At 60.0% G+C, this 16,949-nt stretch carries 15 protein-coding genes and 2 tRNA genes; 10 read left to right on the top strand and 7 right to left on the bottom strand.

All coding sequences use genetic code 11. From position 1 onward, the window contains the following. Positions 1–3: 3 nt before the first annotated feature. The 3 genes from CACC_RS09235 (at position 4) to ald (ending at position 2,447) form a co-directional block, all read left to right on the top strand. The gene (locus tag CACC_RS09235) at positions 4–417 is read left to right on the top strand and encodes an acyl-CoA thioesterase (RefSeq protein WP_005277857.1); all 414 of its coding nucleotides are present in this window, start codon (positions 4–6) and stop codon (positions 415–417) included. Positions 418–459: 42 nt separating this feature from the next. Continuing rightward, a complete protein-coding gene (locus CACC_RS09230) occupies positions 460–1,098 on the top strand; it encodes a DUF8185 domain-containing protein (RefSeq protein ID WP_005277859.1) in 639 nt (212 codons plus the stop codon). Between the two features lie 257 nt (positions 1,099–1,355). After that, positions 1,356–2,447 (top strand): alanine dehydrogenase, encoded by a 1,092-nt coding sequence (ald, locus tag CACC_RS09225; RefSeq protein WP_023030326.1) that lies wholly within the window; start codon positions 1,356–1,358, stop codon positions 2,445–2,447. A 132-nt stretch (positions 2,448–2,579) separates the two neighbouring features. Here the strand turns inward: ald and CACC_RS09220 are convergent, their stop codons facing one another. Both CACC_RS09220 and CACC_RS09215 read right to left on the bottom strand, forming a co-directional pair. Further along, positions 2,580–2,963, bottom strand: coding sequence for a globin (locus CACC_RS09220; RefSeq protein ID WP_005277863.1), 384 nt, complete (start codon positions 2,961–2,963; stop codon positions 2,580–2,582). Further along, entirely contained in the window at positions 2,964–3,968 is a 1,005-nt protein-coding gene (locus CACC_RS09215) for a mechanosensitive ion channel family protein (RefSeq protein WP_005277866.1), read from the bottom strand. A gap of 156 nt (positions 3,969–4,124) precedes the next feature. On the opposite strand from CACC_RS09215, the gene CACC_RS09210 reads away from it, so the two are divergent. Further along, positions 4,125–5,282 carry a cystathionine gamma-synthase gene (locus CACC_RS09210; protein WP_035108403.1) on the top strand — a complete coding sequence of 386 codons (1,158 nt, stop codon included), beginning with the start codon at positions 4,125–4,127 and terminating at the stop codon, positions 5,280–5,282. A 21-nt stretch (positions 5,283–5,303) separates the two neighbouring features. Here the strand turns inward: CACC_RS09210 and CACC_RS09205 are convergent, their stop codons facing one another. Further along, on the bottom strand, positions 5,304–7,175 hold the full coding sequence (locus CACC_RS09205; protein WP_005277870.1) for an FAD/NAD(P)-binding protein: 1,872 nt from the start codon (positions 7,173–7,175) through the stop codon (positions 5,304–5,306). Between the two features lie 80 nt (positions 7,176–7,255). On the opposite strand from CACC_RS09205, the gene CACC_RS09200 reads away from it, so the two are divergent. After that, positions 7,256–7,945 carry an SDR family oxidoreductase gene (locus tag CACC_RS09200; RefSeq protein ID WP_005277871.1) on the top strand — a complete coding sequence of 230 codons (690 nt, stop codon included), beginning with the start codon at positions 7,256–7,258 and terminating at the stop codon, positions 7,943–7,945. Positions 7,946–7,949: 4 nt separating this feature from the next. Here the strand turns inward: CACC_RS09200 and pepN are convergent, their stop codons facing one another. Continuing rightward, the gene (pepN, locus tag CACC_RS09195; protein WP_005277873.1) at positions 7,950–10,466 is read right to left on the bottom strand and encodes an aminopeptidase N; all 2,517 of its coding nucleotides are present in this window, start codon (positions 10,464–10,466) and stop codon (positions 7,950–7,952) included. A gap of 98 nt (positions 10,467–10,564) precedes the next feature. Between pepN and CACC_RS09190 the strand changes: the two genes are divergently transcribed. Next, positions 10,565–11,188 carry a mycothiol-dependent nitroreductase Rv2466c family protein gene (locus CACC_RS09190; RefSeq protein ID WP_005277874.1) on the top strand — a complete coding sequence of 208 codons (624 nt, stop codon included), beginning with the start codon at positions 10,565–10,567 and terminating at the stop codon, positions 11,186–11,188. Between the two features lie 3 nt (positions 11,189–11,191). On the opposite strand, the gene CACC_RS09185 is transcribed toward CACC_RS09190, so the two are convergent. Further along, entirely contained in the window at positions 11,192–11,590 is a 399-nt protein-coding gene (locus tag CACC_RS09185) for a hypothetical protein (RefSeq protein WP_005277876.1), read from the bottom strand. 117 nt (positions 11,591–11,707) lie between these two features. On the opposite strand from CACC_RS09185, the gene CACC_RS09180 reads away from it, so the two are divergent. Then, entirely contained in the window at positions 11,708–12,187 is a 480-nt protein-coding gene (locus tag CACC_RS09180; RefSeq protein ID WP_005277878.1) for a ribose-5-phosphate isomerase, read from the top strand. An 89-nt stretch (positions 12,188–12,276) separates the two neighbouring features. Here CACC_RS09180 and CACC_RS09175 read toward each other — a convergent pair whose 3' ends face one another. Continuing rightward, a complete protein-coding gene (locus CACC_RS09175) occupies positions 12,277–13,110 on the bottom strand; it encodes an aldo/keto reductase (protein ID WP_175279186.1) in 834 nt (277 codons plus the stop codon). 982 nt (positions 13,111–14,092) lie between these two features. Further along, positions 14,093–14,167 (bottom strand) — tRNA-Gly (locus CACC_RS09165). A gap of 121 nt (positions 14,168–14,288) precedes the next feature. Between CACC_RS09165 and CACC_RS09160 the strand changes: the two genes are divergently transcribed. The 3 genes from CACC_RS09160 to tig all read left to right on the top strand — a co-directional run bounded on the left by CACC_RS09160 (position 14,289) and on the right by tig (position 16,795). Beyond that, entirely contained in the window at positions 14,289–15,137 is an 849-nt protein-coding gene (locus tag CACC_RS09160; RefSeq protein WP_005277887.1) for a hypothetical protein, read from the top strand. A gap of 134 nt (positions 15,138–15,271) precedes the next feature. Further along, positions 15,272–15,345, top strand: a tRNA-Pro gene (locus CACC_RS09155). Positions 15,346–15,439: 94 nt separating this feature from the next. Beyond that, entirely contained in the window at positions 15,440–16,795 is a 1,356-nt protein-coding gene (tig, locus tag CACC_RS09150; protein WP_005277889.1) for a trigger factor, read from the top strand. Positions 16,796–16,949 lie beyond the last annotated feature (154 nt).

Genomic DNA, 16,949 nt, shown 5'->3' with positions numbered 1-16,949 from the left:
AGAATGATGGCGACCGATAACGCACATACCCACCAAGTGCCCACCCGTTGGGGCGATTTCGATATGTACGGCCACATGATGAACGCCAACTATATCGAGGTTGCCCAGGAGGCACGCTTGGCTTTTGCCAAGGAGAATATCTATGCCAAGGGCATCGATTTCATGGCCTTGGTGCGCCATCTCGACGTGGACTATATGCGCCCCATTCCCTTTGAGGGCAATGCCCACGTCATCGTGGAAACCACCGTTTCCCACATCGGCTCGTCGTCCTTTACCACTTCCCAGCAGGTCAAGACCGCTGCAGGGGAGGTAGCGGCCACGGTGAATTGTGTGCAGGTAGTCATTGACAAGAAGAAGCACACCCCGCGCCCGCTTACGGATGAGGAAAAAGATATTCTGCAGATGAGCGCCTCTTAAACGGCGCACAGTGCACATATAGAAAGGTAGGGCCCGCACGCCATGGTCACCGAGTCGCTTGAAATTCGCAGCGGAGGACCTGGCTTGCGGGCCCTTCTTGCGCGCGCAGTTGGGGTAGACGCGAATGCATCGGTGCGCCTGCGCCAGCTTGCCGATGACGTCGTTGACGCCTTCGTCACCACCCCCTTCGAGGTTGTCGCCTCCCGGCGGGTGCAGGGGAAAGTCTCCCGCGATGGGGCAGTGGTCTCCGCGGAGACGCTGGAGCAACAGCTCGCGGAACACGATGGTACCGGCGTTATGGAACTCGGCCCGTCCCGCGATGCGTCGTGGCCGGGCGCATTGCCCCCGGCGACCGGCTTTAGCGTGGTAGATACCCTGCCGGTGACGGTAGTGCGCGAGCTCTCGGACCAGGGACAGAAGCTGACCCGGGAGTTTTCCGGCCCCATGGGCCCGCCGCCCAGCCTGCTTAATCAGACCGTGGTCACGGTTGAGGGCAATGGGCAGACGGTGGAAATCCCGATGCGGATGATTTTTGCCTGCACCAACTTGGGGCTAATTCCGGGGTTCTCTGCCTCCATGGATATTCCGCGGCACCTGCGAGTGTCGAGTCTTGGCCGGTGGGTGCGCCTTGATGCACCGTTTGGCAGCATCTACCGTTCCACGCGGTTATCCGTGCTGTAAAACTCCCCGAATCTGGTATTTCGCCGCCCAAAACGGACAGCGAACAATATCTATAACCCAATAGTCGGGGGTGGTGGATATTTTCTGGGTATGCATTTCTAACCCTATACACTGCAGTATCGAGGAAATCGTGATTATTGTAGTCACCCCCGTTCGTGAAATACGCACAAACTAATATCCTCCTTCGTATTCTGCGTTAACCTGACAGCGAGAAGTAAATTTTCGCCTCTGTAACCAACACATGAAGGAGAACCTCCGTGCGCATTTCTGTACCCAAAGAAATCATGAATAATGAAAGCCGCGTCGCCCTCACCCCAACCGAGGTGCGGACCTTGGTTACTGATGGGCACGAGCTATTCATCGAATCGGGCGCGGGCGTAGGCGCGTCCTTTCCCGATGAGGAATACGTAGAGGCTGGCGCTACCATCGTTGATTCTGCGGACGAGACGTGGGCCAAGGCCGAGCTTCTGCTGAAGGTAAAGGAGCCGCTCGAGTCCGAGTACCAGTACCTGCGCTCTGATCTCACCGTCTTTACCTACCTCCACTTGGCGGCGGATCGCCCGTTGACGGAGGCGCTGACGGAAGCGAAGACAACCTCCATTGCCTATGAAACCGTGACGGACCGCCGCGGCACTCTGCCGCTTTTGACCCCCATGTCCCAGGTCGCCGGGCGCTTGGCTGTCATCGAGGGCTCGCACCACCTGCTGTCCACTCAGGGCGGCCGCGGCCTCCTGGTTTCTGGCATCCCGGGCACCCAGCCTGCGCGCGTGGTGGTCATCGGCGGCGGCCAGGTAGGCGCGTCCGCCGTGGCTATGGCGCACGGCCTGCGCGCGGAGGTTACGGTCTTGGACGTGGATCCACACGTTTTGCAGCGCTTTGATGACCAGTACGCCGGCGGCGTGCGGACCCTGATTTCTGACCCATCCACGCTGGATAAGGAGCTGGAGGAGGCCGATCTCGTCATTGGCGCCGTCCTGATTCCAGGCGCTGCGGCACCGAAGCTGGTGCGCGAGGAAACCGTGAAGAAGATGAAGGAGGGCGCGGTGCTTGTCGATGTCGCCATCGACCAAGGCGGCTGCTTCGAGAACTCGCGCAAGACCTCCCACGACGAGCCGACCTTCAAGGTGCACGACACCCTCTTCTACTGCGTGGCCAATATGCCCGGTGCGGTGGCCAATACCTCGGCCCGCGCCTTGGCCTCGGCGACGCTGCCGTATATCCGCGCGGTGGCCAACGACAACCTGGATGCCGCGATCGAGCGCTTCCCAGGCTTGCGCTCCGGCGTGATGACCCGCGGCGGCAAGCTGATATCTGAGCCGGTACGCCAGGCTTTCGACTGGAAAGACTAAGCATCCGGCAGCGCTAACTTGGCGCTAGCGCACAGTAAAAGAGGCCCGCGCACTTACCTAATGTAGAAGTGCGCGGGCCTCTTTGTACAGCCTGTAACGCCTTGCACAGGCAGCGCTACAAGCAGGTGAAACTTAAGGCGCTCTATTGATGAGCATGGCGGCGACGCGCTGCATGTGGTCCCAAATCATGGTGCGATACGCCGGCGGGATGGTGTCTTCCTCGATACTATCGAGGGATTTTCCCATCAGCTCGAGCCAGCGGTCGTGAGCTTCCATATCAATGGGAAAGGTTGCATGCCGCATGCGCAGGCGCGGGTGGCCGCGGTTTTCGGAGAAGTGTTGGGGACCGCCCCAGTACTGAATCAGGAACCAGGTAAGGCGCTGTTCCGCGCCTTCCCAATCCTGATCCGGGTACATGGGGCCAATCACGTCATCTTCTTTGACCTGGTCATAAAAGCCATGCACGAGACGCTCAAAGGTAGGGGTCCCACCGATGGCTTCATAAACGGAATTCATTTAGGCATCGTCTCCCTTATGCGGATTGGCAATGCCGATGCCGTGTGGGTAAGGGGTGCTGATGCCCTCTGCGTGCATGACGTTGAGGACGCGGGACTGGACAAAGCGCTGGACATCCCACTGGCGGCCCGGCAGCGTCTTGGTGGACACGCGGAAGGAGACGTAGTCCGGCTCGAACTTGGACATGCCGTCGATGCGCGGGGTGCTGAGCACCATCTTGCGGATCTTTTCGTCCTTGACGGCATCCTTGACGGCCTTGTCGATGACCTCCCCGGCAACCTCTGGGTCGTTGGATAGCCCGACGGGGATTTGGATGCGGGCAACGGAGTACTCATCGGAGTGGTTAGCCACCTGCAGGATTTCGCCGTTGCGGACGTACCACAGGGCACCGTCGATATCGCGGACGGTGGTAATGCGCAGGGAAATGGACTCGACGTCGCCAAAGACGCCGTTGCCCAGGTCAATGACATCGCCAATGCCGTATTGATCCTCAATGAGCATGAAGATACCGGAGAGGAAGTCTCGGACCAGTTCTTGTGCACCGAAGCCGAGGGCAACACCGATAACACCGGCAGAAGCGATCAGCGGGGCAACGTTGACTTCCAATTCATCCAGGATGGCAATGCCAGCCGAAACCCAGACCACGATGGCAACCGCCGATCGCCCCACGCCGGCGAGGGTCTTGATGCGCGAGGCGCGGCGCGCCTCCCTGGTTTCTCGCAGGGTGTCATCCGGTTGGCCGTCCTCCCCAGACCTGCTGCGGGTGCGGCTGGGCTTTTTGAGGGTGGAGGCCTTAATGCTGTTTTTCGCCAGCCGGTTGATGAGGTGGCGCAGCGCCCAGTGCGCAATGAAGGCCAAAATGATAATGAGGCCGATGCGGATGGGCCGCTCGATAAGCCAAAGTTGAACGTTCTCGTCGTTCCAGAAGCTGGATACGGACTCTACTGCATCGTCTTTTTTCTCTGCAGCGCCCTGAGCCATGGTAAATAGGTTCGTACTCATCATTCTTTCTTGATCGTGGACACAAACTAACCGCACCCATTCTAGAGGAGAATCCTGAAATCTCACTGACGGCGCCGAATCGGCAATGCGTGGAGAGGGCAGAATATAAATTGCCGAATGGCCGGTGTGGATGAACCGCTTAGTCTACGATTGGGAGGCATGACTGAACACAGCGCGCATAACTTGGCAAAAGGATTTTCATCCCGTTCCATTCACGCTGGATATCACCCGGATCCGCACATGGGATCCATCAACGTGCCGATCTACGCCTCGACTACGTTCGCCCAGGATGGCCTCGCGCAACTGCGCGGCGGCTTTGAATACGGGCGCGTGGCCAACCCGACGGTTCGCTCGCTTGAAAAGACCTTGGCCGCGCTGGAGGGCGCGGATTACGCCCGTGTCTTTGCCACCGGTATGGCCGCCGCCGATACGATGGTGCGCATTTTGGTGCGCCCCGGCGACCACGTCATTTTGGGCAATGACTCCTACGGCGGTTCCTACCGCCTGCTTAATGATTTCACGGAATGGGGTGTGGAGATGTCCATTATCAATACCTGCGATGTCGATGCCGTCGCCGCCGCGGTAAAGGACAATACCAAGCTCATCTGGCTAGAAACCCCGACCAACCCGGCGCTGAATATCACCGATATTGCGGCGGTGGCCAAGGTTAAGGGCAATGCGCAGGTGCTGGTGGATAATACCTTCGCCACGCCGTACCTCCAGAACCCCCTCGCGCTGGGTGCGGACCACGTCCTGCACTCCACCACGAAGTACTTAGGCGGGCATTCCGATGTCTTGGGCGGCGCCGTAGTTACCAATGACCCCGAGGTGGATGAGCAGCTGCTGTACTTCCAGGGCAACGTGGGCGCGGTCGCCTCTCCCTTCGATGCCTACCTGACTGCGCGTGGCATTAAGACCCTCGGCGTGCGCATGGATCGCCACTGCGCCAATGCGCAAAAGGTGGCGGAATTCTTACAGGCCTGCCCAGAGGTCAAACAGGTGCGCTACCCGGGATTGGCAGAGCACCCGGGCCACGAGCTGGCGGCACAGCAGATGCGTGGGTTCGGCGGCATGATGTCCGTGCGCTTCCACGACCCAGAGCACGCCAAGCAGATTTGTTTGAATACGCGCCTTATTTGCCTGGCGGAATCGCTGGGCGGGGTGGAATCGCTCATCGAGCACCCGCAGAATATGACCCACGTATCGGCCGAAGGCTCCGAATTGGTGCCGCCGGAGGACATGGTGCGCATCTCCATCGGCATCGAGGACATCGATGACCTGCTGGCGGATCTACAGCAGGCGCTCGACGCCCTTTAAAACGCGCTCTAAAACGCGTACTTAGTGGCCGCCGGCAACCTTGAGCAGGGAGCCAGCGGTCTTATCGGTTTCCTGCAGCATGAGCGGATCCGTTCCCGGCATGGGGGAAATCGTTGTATCCGGCCACTGCGCATAGGTGGGAATGCCCACGATATGCAGGCGTTCATCCAGGCTGCCATCTGGGTGGACGGTGCGCCGCGTGGCACCATCGGTTTCGGGGGAACCGGTGTCCTGCCCGTGATCGGCAAACGGGCGCACCCGGCCACCCTCGAGCAATCCACGGGTGAGCGGATCGCCGGCGACGCGGATATCGGGCTTGTGCATGAAGGCATCGACAAGCGTGGGCGCCGATGCCGAGCGCGGGCCAGAAGTCAGGGTGAAATGGTCTGACTCGATCGCGAGGGTGGGGTGATCGCCGAGGAAGTGGACCAGGTGGGCATCGACAAGCGCGAGCAGCTGGCGCACGCGGAACAGCGGAGGGCCCGAGCCCACCATCTGCCCAAAGGACATAAATTGCGCGTAGCGGCCTGTGCGGGACTCGCGGGTATAGCGGCCTTCCGCGCCCAGGATGGAGGCGGGCTTGCGCGACTGGGACAGCGACCACAGCGCGGCCTTCATGGGCGAATCGTGCCCGGCGGCAGCCTCCTGGATATCACCCGCCAGGCTATCCGCAATGTGGGCGGTCAACGCCGAAATATCGCCGGTAAAACCAGCGACCTGGTACATAAGATCTGTCATATCCCACGGCAGGGTGACCAAGGGAGCGAGGGCGGCGCCGAGATCATCCGGCGCGGTGGCATCGATGACCGCGAGGATCTCTTCGCGCGGGCGGAGCAGCGCCTCCGGATTCACCCGTTCCAGCGTGGTGATATACGCCTCGTAGCTATCGCGCGCGATGGCGGGCCAAACCTGGGCGTCAAAGTCGATATCCTCGGCGCCCTGGAGCTTATCGATGACCCCATGCAACCGCCGCCGCGGCATCGTGGGCGGCAGTTCGTTGTACTCGGACTTGGGGTGGAAGGGATAACCGCGGCCGGAGGCGACGATGAAACGCGGCTCCTTCCCGCTCGCCTCGTAGCGCAGGCCGGAGCGGGTGGTGGCATCCTCGACGAACCTGCCGCCGCGCTCGATGGTGGTCAGCGCCATGATGTCATAAAAGCCCATGCCAAGCCCGCGCACCAGCACGTCTTCGCTGGCGGGAATGGCTTCGTAGTCTTGTTCCACGGGGTTGCCTGGCGCGATCCAGCGCAGCCCAGACTCCGCCAAGCGCTGCTCCTCATCATTAAAGCGCGGCGCCATCCAGCCATAGGCTAGGACCGTAGCATCGGCGCGCACCTGCGAGCCGTCGTCCAAGTGCAGGATATCGGCCGCGCCGTCTGCGGTGATGGTCTCCACGCGGTGGTGGTGGTTGACCGTAGAAATGCTCTCCGGCAAGCGCGCCAGCACCACGTCATAGACCCAGCGCAGGTATTCGCCGTATAACGCGCGCGTGGGGTTGGACTCCGGGCGGGTAGCGGTCAGCTCCGCGCGGTACTCCGTGGCAACATGCGGGGCCGGAGGGTGCTGGGCAAACAGCTCGCGCTTGGCAGGAGCTACCTTATCGCCCTCGCCGCGCAGCAGCTGGATCCACTCGTATTGCGTCGGCCCCTCGAGCACCGGGGCATCCACCGTCGCGCCGGGCTCGGTAAAAAGCGTGACAGCCCCCGCGCGCGTATTCATGCACAGGGTCTTGGTTTGGGCGGTGTCCCAGACGCGGCCGGCGCCGTGCTGGGCCTCATCGATGAGGTGAACGGTAACGGGGGAGCTGGAATCATCCATGCGGGCGGCGAGGCGTTCCAGGATAGAGATGCCGCGCGGGCCCATGCCGACGATCGCGATTGCAGGAGTAGCCATAGCTCCTTATCGTTCCACATTTCGGAACGGGGACGGACGCCGCGCACCGCTAGCATCCATTTTCCCTATGATGGGGTGGCATGACTAATACCACGAATGTGCCAGAGAAAATCGCCGTCGTTACCGGTGCCACCGGGGGCATGGGGCGCGAGATTATCAAGGATCTCGCCCGCGATCACCACGTGTATGCGCTGGGTCGCAGCGCCGAAGAGCTGCCAGAGGCCGCGAATATCACGCCGGTTGCCAGCGACTTGGTCGCCGGCTTGGACGAGGGCATGCAGCTGCCCGAGCTAGAGCGGGTCGATGTCCTCGTGCACGGCGCGGCGCGCGCCACGAAGTTCTCGGTGGAAGAAGCCACCCCGAAAGATTGGCGCGCCCACATGGACCTCAACGTCCACGCGCCGGCGGAGGTCACCCGTGCGCTCTTGCCGCAGCTGCGCAAGGCAGAGGGCACCGTCGTCTTCATCAACTCTGGGGCGGGGCGCAAGAGCTACGGCGATAATGTGGTCTACGCTGCCACGAAGCACGCGCTGTATGCGCTTGCCGATGCCCTGCGTATCTCCGAACCCGGTATCCGCGTCTCCACCGTGGCGCCAGGCCCCACCGACACCCCGATGCTGGAGGGCCTGCAGGACTACAACCCGAGCGAGGTTATTGCGCCCGTGGAGGTGGCGCGCGCCATCCGGACCGTCGTGGAGGCTGGGCCCACCACCCAGCTCACGGAGATCCAGGTGCGCCCGCGCATCGAGCTGAATCTCCGCAAGAACTAGGCACTTAGTTGGCGTCGACCTCGCGGTTGCGCAGGGCGCGGGCCACGCGGTCGCGCTGCTCGGTAATCGCGCGGCGCAGGCCGCCTGCCAGATCCTTCTGTAGGAAGGCATCGGCGCGATCGAGGCCGTCTTGGGTGATATCCCAGGACGGGAATAGCCCGGTGACGGTGGTCAGGCCCACCTCGGAGGACTGGGAATCCCAGATCTTTTCGGCCACCTCGAAGAATTCCGCGGTGGGCAAGAGATCATCGGAGTGCGGGTAATTTAAGCCCTCCAGCTTGGAGGTGAGCTCGCGGTTGGTGAGATCCCCGGCGACGATCTCTTCCCATACCGCGCGCTTATTATCCGCGGTGGCAATCGCGGCGCGGGCGCGCAGGGAAGAGTAGTGGCCGGTAGCGGAATTATCGCGCTTGAGCTGGGCGGCGATGGCGGCCTCGGCATCGGCAAGCGCACCCGCGGCAGCAAGCGCTGCGACGGCGAACCAGCGCAGCCCGGCATCATCGGAATCCGCGAGGAGATCGTGCAGGTAGTCCCGGGCCGGCTCGTGCAGCCGAATCCGAGACAGGGCCTGCGTGCAGATGATGGAACGCTGCGCATCGGTGCTCCGGGCGCCATCGACAAGCGCCTGCGCCAAAACCGTGCTGTCTTTCGCCCACGCCGGATCGGCGTAGTTCTTCAGCGCGGTAGAAGCCTGCGAGACGATGCGCTCGAGGACGGCTAGCTCGGTCTCCGCCTTCATGCCGCGGGCCACCAAGCGGATGAAGTCGCGGGCGCGCATGGTGCCGGCGCGGGTCATCTCCCAGGCGGTGGACCAGCAGAGGGTGCGCGCCATGGGGTCGTCGAATTTCTCGATATTATCCAGCAGGAATTGCAGGGAACCTGCGTCCAAATCGATGAGGCAGTAGGTCAGATCGTCATCGTTGGGCAGGATGAAGTCGATGTCATTGAGGTCGCGGCCGACCAGCTCTAGGATCTCGGTGGATTTGCCCTCCACGTCCATCTCAAGGCGCTCGGTGCGCACGACCTTGCCGTCCTGCGTACTGTAAAGGCCGACCGCCACGCGGTGGGTGCGCAGGGTATCGCCGCGTTGGGTAAGGTGAGCCTGGGTGATGGTGCCGTCATCGTCGGCCGCCGTGGCAACCGCCAGGGTATTAATACCAGTGGTCCTCAGCCATTGCTGTGCCCAGAAGGAGAGATCGCGCCCGGATGCCTCTTCGAGGTGGCGGAGCAGATCATCGAAGGTGGCGTTACCCCACGCGTGGGCGGCGAAGTGGCGGCGCACGCCGGCGAGGAAGTTCTCGCGGCCAACGTAGGCCTGCAGCTGCTTGAGCACCGAGGCGCCCTTGGCGTAGGTAATACCGTCGAAGTTTTGCTCCACGGTTTCGATATCGCTGGCATCGGTGGAAATGGGGTGGGTGGTAGGTAGCTGATCCTGCTGGTAGGCCCAGGACTTTTCCACGTTGGCGAAGGTGACCCAGGCGGTATCGTATTCGGTTTCTTCCGCCTGCGAGATTGCTGCGGACCAGGTGGCAAAGGACTCGTTGAGCCACAAGTCATTCCACCACTGCATGGTCACGAGGTCACCGAACCACATGTGGGCAAGCTCGTGCAGGACGGTATCGGCGCGGCGCTCGTACTTGTAGTGCGTGGCCTGCGAGGTAAAGACGTATTCATCGCGGAGGGTTACGCAACCGGCGTTTTCCATCGCACCGGCGTTGAACTCGGGGACGAAAATCTGGTCGTACTTGCCAAAGGGGTAGGGGAAGCCGAAGTTGCGGTGGTAGAAGTCGAAGCCCTGCTTGGTCTCAGTAAAAAGGCGCTCGGCATCGAGGGAATCTGCCAGCGAGGCGCGGCAATAGATACCGAGTGGAACCTCGAGCTTTTGCGCCGGCTTGCCCTCGGGGTGCTCGGTCAGCTCGCCGCGCCAAGTGTCGGTGACCTCGTGGTAGGGGCCTGCGCACAGGGCGACCAGGTAGGTCGAGAGTGGGTAGTCGATCTCAGAATGGGAGGTATCGCCCTCGCGGGTGACCGGGCCATTGGTGATAATGGTCCACTCCTCTGGGGCCTTAAAGTGCAGGGAGTAGGTGGCCTTCAGATCCGGCTGGTCGAAGCAGGCAAACACGCGCTTGGCATCGGCGGTTTCAAACTGGGTGTAGAGGTAGACCTCGTTATCGGCAGGGTCCACGAAGCGGTGCAGGCCCTCGCCGGTGCGGGAGAAGGGGATCTCAGCGGTGACCTCGAGCGTGTAGTCCGCTACCTGCAGCCCGGAGAGTGGAATGCCGTAGGTGGGGTCATAGGACTGCGTGGGCAGCGGGTTTCCATTCAGGCGTACCTCGTGCAGCTTGTCCGCGCGCAGATCGATGAAGGTAGAACCGGCCTCCTGGGTGCTAAAACGCACCGTAGTGGTGGACAGGAAGTGGGTATCGGAATGCTTAAGGTCTAAAGTGACATCGTAATGGTCAACGTTGAGCATCTGGGAGCGATTTTTTGCTTCCTCCCACGTGAGGTTTACAGAGGTCATTGCCTAGATTCTCCTTTGCTAACGAAAATAGTGATGCATCAAGGTTAGCAGCGCGTTTACAGTGGTGGGGCAAACTGCACTTATTTCAAGGAGGAATAATGACTACCCCAGTTAAGTTTTGGTTCGACGCTTCCTGCCCGTTCGCATGGGCAACGTCCCGCTGGATCAAAGAGGTAGAAAAGGTCCGCGATATTGCCGTGGAATTCGAGCCGATGTCCCTGTCGGTGCTTAATGATGGCCGCGATCTTGATCCCGAATACATGGAAATGATGGAGGCCAACTGGGGCCCTGCCCGCGTATTTGCCAAGGTAAAGACCGAGCAGCCAGAAAAGGTAGATGAGCTTTATACCGCCATGGGCACCTTGATCCACGCCAAGGGCAACGGTGGCAAGAAGGGCGATGGCGGCTATGACAAGATCATCGCCCAGGCATTAGAGCAGGTTGGCCTCCCCGCAGACTTTGCGGAGGTGGCCCACACCGAGGAGTACGACGAGAAGCTGCGCGAATACCACCACAACGGTATTTCTTCCGTGGGCGATGAGGTAGGCACCCCGGTTATTAAGCTGGGCGATACCGCCTTCTTTGGCCCGGTTATTACCCGCGTTCCCAAGGGCGAGGAAGCCGGTGAGCTTTTCGATGCCTCCGTGCGCCTCGCCCAGTTCCCCTACTTCTTCGAGCTCAAACGCTCCCGCACGGAGATGCCACAAGTAAAAGAAGACTAGTTTCTAGTGCTGCGGGCTGTGCTTGCGGCGCACCGCCGCGGCGAGGCAGCAACCAGCGACTACCGGCGTTAAAATAAACGCTGGTAGCCCGGCGATATTGATGATGGGCAGATAGGCTTGCGCGTGGAATTCTTCCCATGCGGCGGCCACCCAGGTAGCCCATGAGGCCGCGGTGAGCAGGGATAAAATCCCTATCACCGCGGCCAGTTCGCCGAGGCGATTTTTCTTTATAGCCCTCTGCACCAGCCACCACAGCCCCACGACAAGGTGGGCGACTGTGAAGAGTACGGTATAAAAAAGCGGCAAGAGGAAGTTCTGAGTGGACAAGAACATATTCGCCGCAAATAGCAGCACCGCGACAGCAAGGATGCTGCCGTAATACGCGAGGACGCGAGGGGTCATATAGAGCCTTTCTGTGCGGCACGTAGTGGCGCTTTAGTTTATCAGCGCCGGACTATAAGCGAAATAGGTTGTACAAAGTGGTGCCCAGAAGGCGGCGGTGCCGGTACTGTAGGGGTTATGCGCGTATATCTTGGAGCTGACCACGCAGGTTTTGAAACCAAAAACCTGATTTCTGAACACCTCACCAAACAAGGCCATGACGTTATCGACTGCGGCGCCCATACCTATGACGCCGAGGATGACTACCCCGCATTCTGCATTGAAGCGGCCCTGTGTACCGTCAACGATCCAGGTTCCCTGGGAATCGTGCTGGGCGGATCCGGAAATGGCGAGCAGATTGCCGCCAATAAGGTCAAGGGCGCGCGCTGCGCGCTGGCATGGTCGCCAGAAACCGCGCGCCTGGCCCGCGAGCACAATAATGCGCAGCTCATCGGCATCGGCGGGCGCATGCACTCGCAAGAAGAGGCCCTAGAAATCGTGGATGCCTTCTTGGATCAAGAATGGTCCCGCGCCGAGCGTCACCAGCGCCGCATCGATATCCTCGCAGAATACGAGCGCACCAATATCCCACCTGAGCTGCCCAAGGACCCGCGCTAAAACTGCGGGGATCTGTGAATAGACATAAATGAACGCCGCGGGCCTTTTAGGCCACGCGGCGTTTCTATGTGGTGGTTACACCAAGCGCATTAGGCGTCGTTCATGTCATTGGGGTGGTGCCCACCGCGGCCGTCTTCGCCTTCCTCCAATGAGGTAATGGCGGCCATTTCTGCGTCCGTGAGCTCGAAGCCGAAGACATCGAAGTTTTCTGCGATGCGCGATGGCGTCGAGGACTTGGGGAAGAGGATGACCCCATTTTGCAGGTGCCAGCGGATAATGGCCTGGGCTGGGGAAACACCGTGCGCCTCGGCGGCTTCAGTAACCTCTGGTGCCTCCAAGATATCGCTCTTGCCCTGGCCCAGCGGTCCCCATGCCTCGATGGCGATGCCGTGGGCGCGGCCAGCGTCCAGTTCGCGCCAGCGCTGGAGGTAAGGGTGCAGCTCCACCTGGTTAATTGCGGGGACGACGTCCGTGTGCACCTCCAGCTGATCTAAGTGCTCCGGCTCAAAGTTGGATACGCCAATGGACTTCGCCTTGCCCTCTTTGCGCAGCTCAATGAGTTGCTTCCAAGCCTCCACGTACGTGCCCTTGGCCGGGGTAGGCCAGTGGATGAGGTACAGGTCAACGTAATCAAGGCCTAGCTTCTGTAGGGATTCATCCAGTGCGGCAGCGGCATCGGTGTGGCGGTCATTCCACAGCTTGGTGGTAATGAAAAGCTCCTCGCGCGGGATGCCGGAGTTGGCGATGGCCTTGCCCACGCCCTCCTCATTGCCGTAGATGGCCGCGGTATCGATGTGGCGGTAGCCCACGCGCAGCGCTTCGGCTACGTATTCCTCGGTCTTTTCCGGGTCCATCTGGAAGACGCCAAAGCCCAGCTGGGGGATTGTATTGCCATCGTTCAAAGTAATATTAGGTACGGTCATGGACACCAGATTACGCTTTTCTGGCCACCGCCCCAATGTGATGTATTTATAGCCGCGCTTGGCGGGAGATGGGCGGCGGGATGGAGGGAGGCATCGGCAAACTGGAGCCTCGATAAAGCTAAGGAACCAGCAAGGAGGCCTAACGGCGGAGCTGGCTGGGTGACCCCGGCCGGGACGCGTGCCAGCGCTTAATATCCTCAGCAAGCCACAATGCGCTACGGCCATCGAGCATGGCCACAGGGGCGGGTGTGCGCTCATTTGCGTAATAACTCGCCCACGTGCGTGTGGTGATGCTGCAGTACTCGGCGCACTCTGCAGTGCGCCACAGCTCTTTTCCTGTGTCCGCGTCAATGATTTTAGGCTGCACGGTTTTTCCTCCCTTGGGTAGTGGCTGTAGCTAGGTTGTAGCCGGATAGTGCCGCTAAGGCTATGACAATAAGCCAGATGGGCGAATCGGCAATTATCGAGTAGGCGGCGGCGACTACGATGCCTGAGACGGCGGGGCCTGTTTCAATGTCACTGTAACGTGTCCTTTCGGTATATTGGGAGGTGTGCCCCTAGAGGCTATTTGCGATGCCTACCCGATTTGGCGGGTGGTCGTTGCGGTACTGCTTTATCTGAATAGCTAGGCTACACAGTGAAATTATTAGCGCCGCGACCTCCATCACCTCTTCAGTTTTGTAAGTGCCGTGCAGACTTACATTTACTAGTATAACATATTAATGCGTTATTGGTAAACTGGAAGAACGAACATTTTAAGAATATTTCCCAAAACAGCCCAACCCCGCACCACACAAGCCGGATGGGGGCCGCCCGCCGTGGCCGCACCCTGGAAGAAACTCTAACCAAAGCTAAAACTATTCAAACCCCCACAGACTATACAATCCGTGAGGGTTTAAACATGCCAACCAAGATGGTTCTACCAATGGTTCCACTTACTGCCAATAACCAGCTACGATAGTCAATTATTGCAGTACAAACATGGAGGGAATGACGGGAATCGAACCCGCGTCTTCAGCTTGGAAGGCTGAGGTATTAGCCACTATACGACATTCCCACAGCGTCACCTCGAACGCTGTCGGCTACTTTAGCGCACGTGCGCCCCAAAACGAAAATAGGGAACACACGCAGTGGATAGGCCGTTAAAATAGATAGAACCAATTCCGGCAAAGAAAGCGATGATTGTTGTGGAACTCCTACTTCTTGTAGTCGTACTCGGTGGCGGCGCGTGGTATCTATCCTCGCGCAGCTCAAAAAAGAGCCGGGAGGAGCGAGAGGCGCAGCAGTTAGCGGATGCCCAGGCGGATGCGCGTCGGTGGATTGAGCGCCTGGGCGGCCAGGTCATGCAGATCTCCGGTACGGATACCGCCTCGCAGCAGGCAATGGCGGATGCATCAGAGCGCTTTACCGCGGCCAACTCTGCTATTTCGCGGGCCACTACGGTCAAGCAGGCCAACTTGGCCCGCGAATCGGCGCTTGAGGGCATGCATTACGTCAATGCGGCCCGCGAGATTATGGATATGAATCCGGGGCCGGAGTTGCCGCCGCTAGAAGGGCAGCGGGCCGCCGGTAAGGTCACCGAGAAGCGCACGGTGGATGCCAATGGCGAGCAGCTGACTGCGTCTCCGTACGCCTCCGAGGAAACCCCGAATTATTACCCAGGCGGAACCGTGGCCGGGCGCCCCGTTCCGGCCGGTTGGTACTCCCGCCCTTGGTGGGCGGATGCCCTGCAAACGGGCGTGTGGATGATGGGTTATTCCATGATGTTTAATGCCATGTTTGCCGGCATGTCCGGCGTGGGCTATTCCGCAGCCGCCGCAGAAAACGGCGACTGGGGCGGCGCCGAGGGTGGCGACGGCATGGACGGAGCTGACGGCGGCGCAGACGCGGGAGATGCCGGAGACGCCGGCGATATGGGCGGCGATGCCGGAGGGGGAGACGCCGGTGATGGAGGCGGCTTCTTCGACGGATTATCTGACGGCGATGGCGGCGGATTCTTTGATGGCATGTTTGATTTTGATTTCTAAGTCAAGCGGCCGGAAATTATGCCGCTAACCTGCGTCTACGCCCTTAACAGGGGGTTGATTTAGGAGATTTAAATCCAACACGCTAAACTGTCTCAGGTATGCAACGCAGCCAAGGCAACTTGGTGGCCTACATACGGGGCGTGGCGCAGTTTGGTAGCGCACCTGCTTTGGGAGCAGGGGGTCGCAGGTTCAAATCCTGTCGCCCCGACGTATGGGGGTCTGAAAATGCCCTAATAAGGTTTTTCAGACCCCCTTTAATTTTTATGTACGTAGAAAAACAATGAAGCCAGGGAGATTCACTCGTGAAGACCACCGTAGACAAGCTGAGCGATACCCGCGTTAAGCTCACCGTCAACGTTCCGTTTGCGGAGCTAGACCAGGAAATCGATCAAGCTTACGCGGCAATCGCGCAGCAGGTTTCTATTCCAGGTTTCCGTAAGGGCAAGGCCCCGCGCCAGCTGATCGACGCTCGCTTCGGCCGCGGCCCGATTCTGGAGCAGGTTGTCAATGACATGCTGCCTTCCCGCTACGAGCAGGCCGTTCAGTCCGAGGACCTGAAGGTCATCGGCCAGCCGGACGTAGACATTTCCAAGATCGAGGACAAGGACTTCGTCGAGTTCACCGCCGAAGTTGACGTTCGCCCTGAGTTCGAGGTTCCGAACTTCTCCGAAATCTCCGTCACCGTCCCAGCCATCAAGGCCGGCGAAGAAGACGTGGACAAGGCCCTCGAGGATCTTGCAGAACGCTTCGGTGAACTGAAGGACACCAAGCGCAAGATGAAGACCGGTGACTACGCCATCATTGACATCACCGCAGAGGTGGACGGCGAGAAGATCGAGGAGGCTTCCACCGAGGGCCTGTCTTACTCCATTGGTGATGACAACCTCATCAAGGGTCTGGACACCGCACTGCGCGGCATGAAGACCGGCGAGGATAACGAGTTCACCTCCACCATCCAGTCTGGCGAGCACAAGGACGAAGAGGCTACCTTTAAGGTCCACGTGCAGCAGACCAAGGAGCGCAAGCTGCCGGACATGGATGATGAGTTTGCCCAGATGGCCTCCGAGTACGACACCATCGAGGAGCTGCGCGAAGCCACCAAGACCGAGGTTGAGGAGTCCAAGAAGGCTGAGCAGGCCGGCCAGATCCGCGATGAGGTTCTGAAGGCTGCGCTTGCCGGTGTCGAATTTGAACTGCCCCAGTCCGTCGTCGACGAGCAGGCTCACGCCCAGCTGCACCAGATCCTGGGCCAGCTGGCACACGATGAGAAGGCGCTGGCACAGCTGCTCGAGGCACAGGGCACCTCCCGCGAAGAGTTTGATCAGCAGACCCGCGAGCAGGCCGAAGAGTCCGTGCGCACGCAGATCTTCTTGGATGCCGTGGCAGAAAAGGAAGAGCCGGAAGTATCCCAGCAGGAGCTCTCGGACCACATCCTGTTCACCGCGCAGTCCTACGGCATGGACCCGAACCAGTTCATCCAGCAGCTGCAGTCCAACGGGCAGATTGCCAACCTGTTCTCTGACGTACGCCGCGGCAAGGCACTGGCTGCCGCCATTTGCCGTACCACCGTAAAGGACGAAGAAGGCAACGACGTTGACGTTGAGCAGTACTTCGGTGAGGTAGAAGAAGACGAGAACGAAGCTACCGACGCGGAGTAAATCTTCTCCTTAAAAGCCCAGCTTGGCCCCTCGCACCGGCGAGGAAGTCTGGCTGGGCTTTTCTCATCGCCGGGTCGAAAAAGCAGACAAAGATCGGTGCAAACGCTGATAGCGAACAGACCCCACAATTATCGCCACATTAAGTAGTGTGGTG

This window comes from Corynebacterium accolens (assembly GCF_023520795.1).
Classification (GTDB): Bacteria; Actinomycetota; Actinomycetes; order Mycobacteriales; family Mycobacteriaceae; genus Corynebacterium; species Corynebacterium accolens.
The sequence above is the reverse complement of the archived record's forward strand: the minus strand, read 5'-3'. Positions and strand labels throughout refer to the sequence as shown.

Coding starts and splice junctions, on each gene's coding strand:
- CACC_RS09235 (WP_005277857.1), top strand. CDS start 4: ATGATGGCGACCGATAACGCACATACCCACCAAGTGCCCACCCGTTGG.
- CACC_RS09230 (WP_005277859.1), top strand. CDS start 460: ATGGTCACCGAGTCGCTTGAAATTCGCAGCGGAGGACCTGGCTTGCGG.
- CACC_RS09220 (WP_005277863.1), bottom strand. CDS start 2,963: ATGAATTCCGTTTATGAAGCCATCGGTGGGACCCCTACCTTTGAGCGT.
- CACC_RS09215 (WP_005277866.1), bottom strand. CDS start 3,968: ATGATGAGTACGAACCTATTTACCATGGCTCAGGGCGCTGCAGAGAAA.
- CACC_RS09210 (WP_035108403.1), top strand. CDS start 4,125: ATGACTGAACACAGCGCGCATAACTTGGCAAAAGGATTTTCATCCCGT.
- CACC_RS09205 (WP_005277870.1), bottom strand. CDS start 7,175: ATGGCTACTCCTGCAATCGCGATCGTCGGCATGGGCCCGCGCGGCATC.
- CACC_RS09200 (WP_005277871.1), top strand. CDS start 7,256: ATGACTAATACCACGAATGTGCCAGAGAAAATCGCCGTCGTTACCGGT.
- pepN (WP_005277873.1), bottom strand. CDS start 10,466: ATGACCTCTGTAAACCTCACGTGGGAGGAAGCAAAAAATCGCTCCCAG.
- CACC_RS09190 (WP_005277874.1), top strand. CDS start 10,565: ATGACTACCCCAGTTAAGTTTTGGTTCGACGCTTCCTGCCCGTTCGCA.
- CACC_RS09185 (WP_005277876.1), bottom strand. CDS start 11,590: ATGACCCCTCGCGTCCTCGCGTATTACGGCAGCATCCTTGCTGTCGCG.
- CACC_RS09180 (WP_005277878.1), top strand. CDS start 11,708: ATGCGCGTATATCTTGGAGCTGACCACGCAGGTTTTGAAACCAAAAAC.
- CACC_RS09175 (WP_175279186.1), bottom strand. CDS start 13,110: ATGACCGTACCTAATATTACTTTGAACGATGGCAATACAATCCCCCAG.
- CACC_RS09160 (WP_005277887.1), top strand. CDS start 14,289: ATGATTGTTGTGGAACTCCTACTTCTTGTAGTCGTACTCGGTGGCGGC.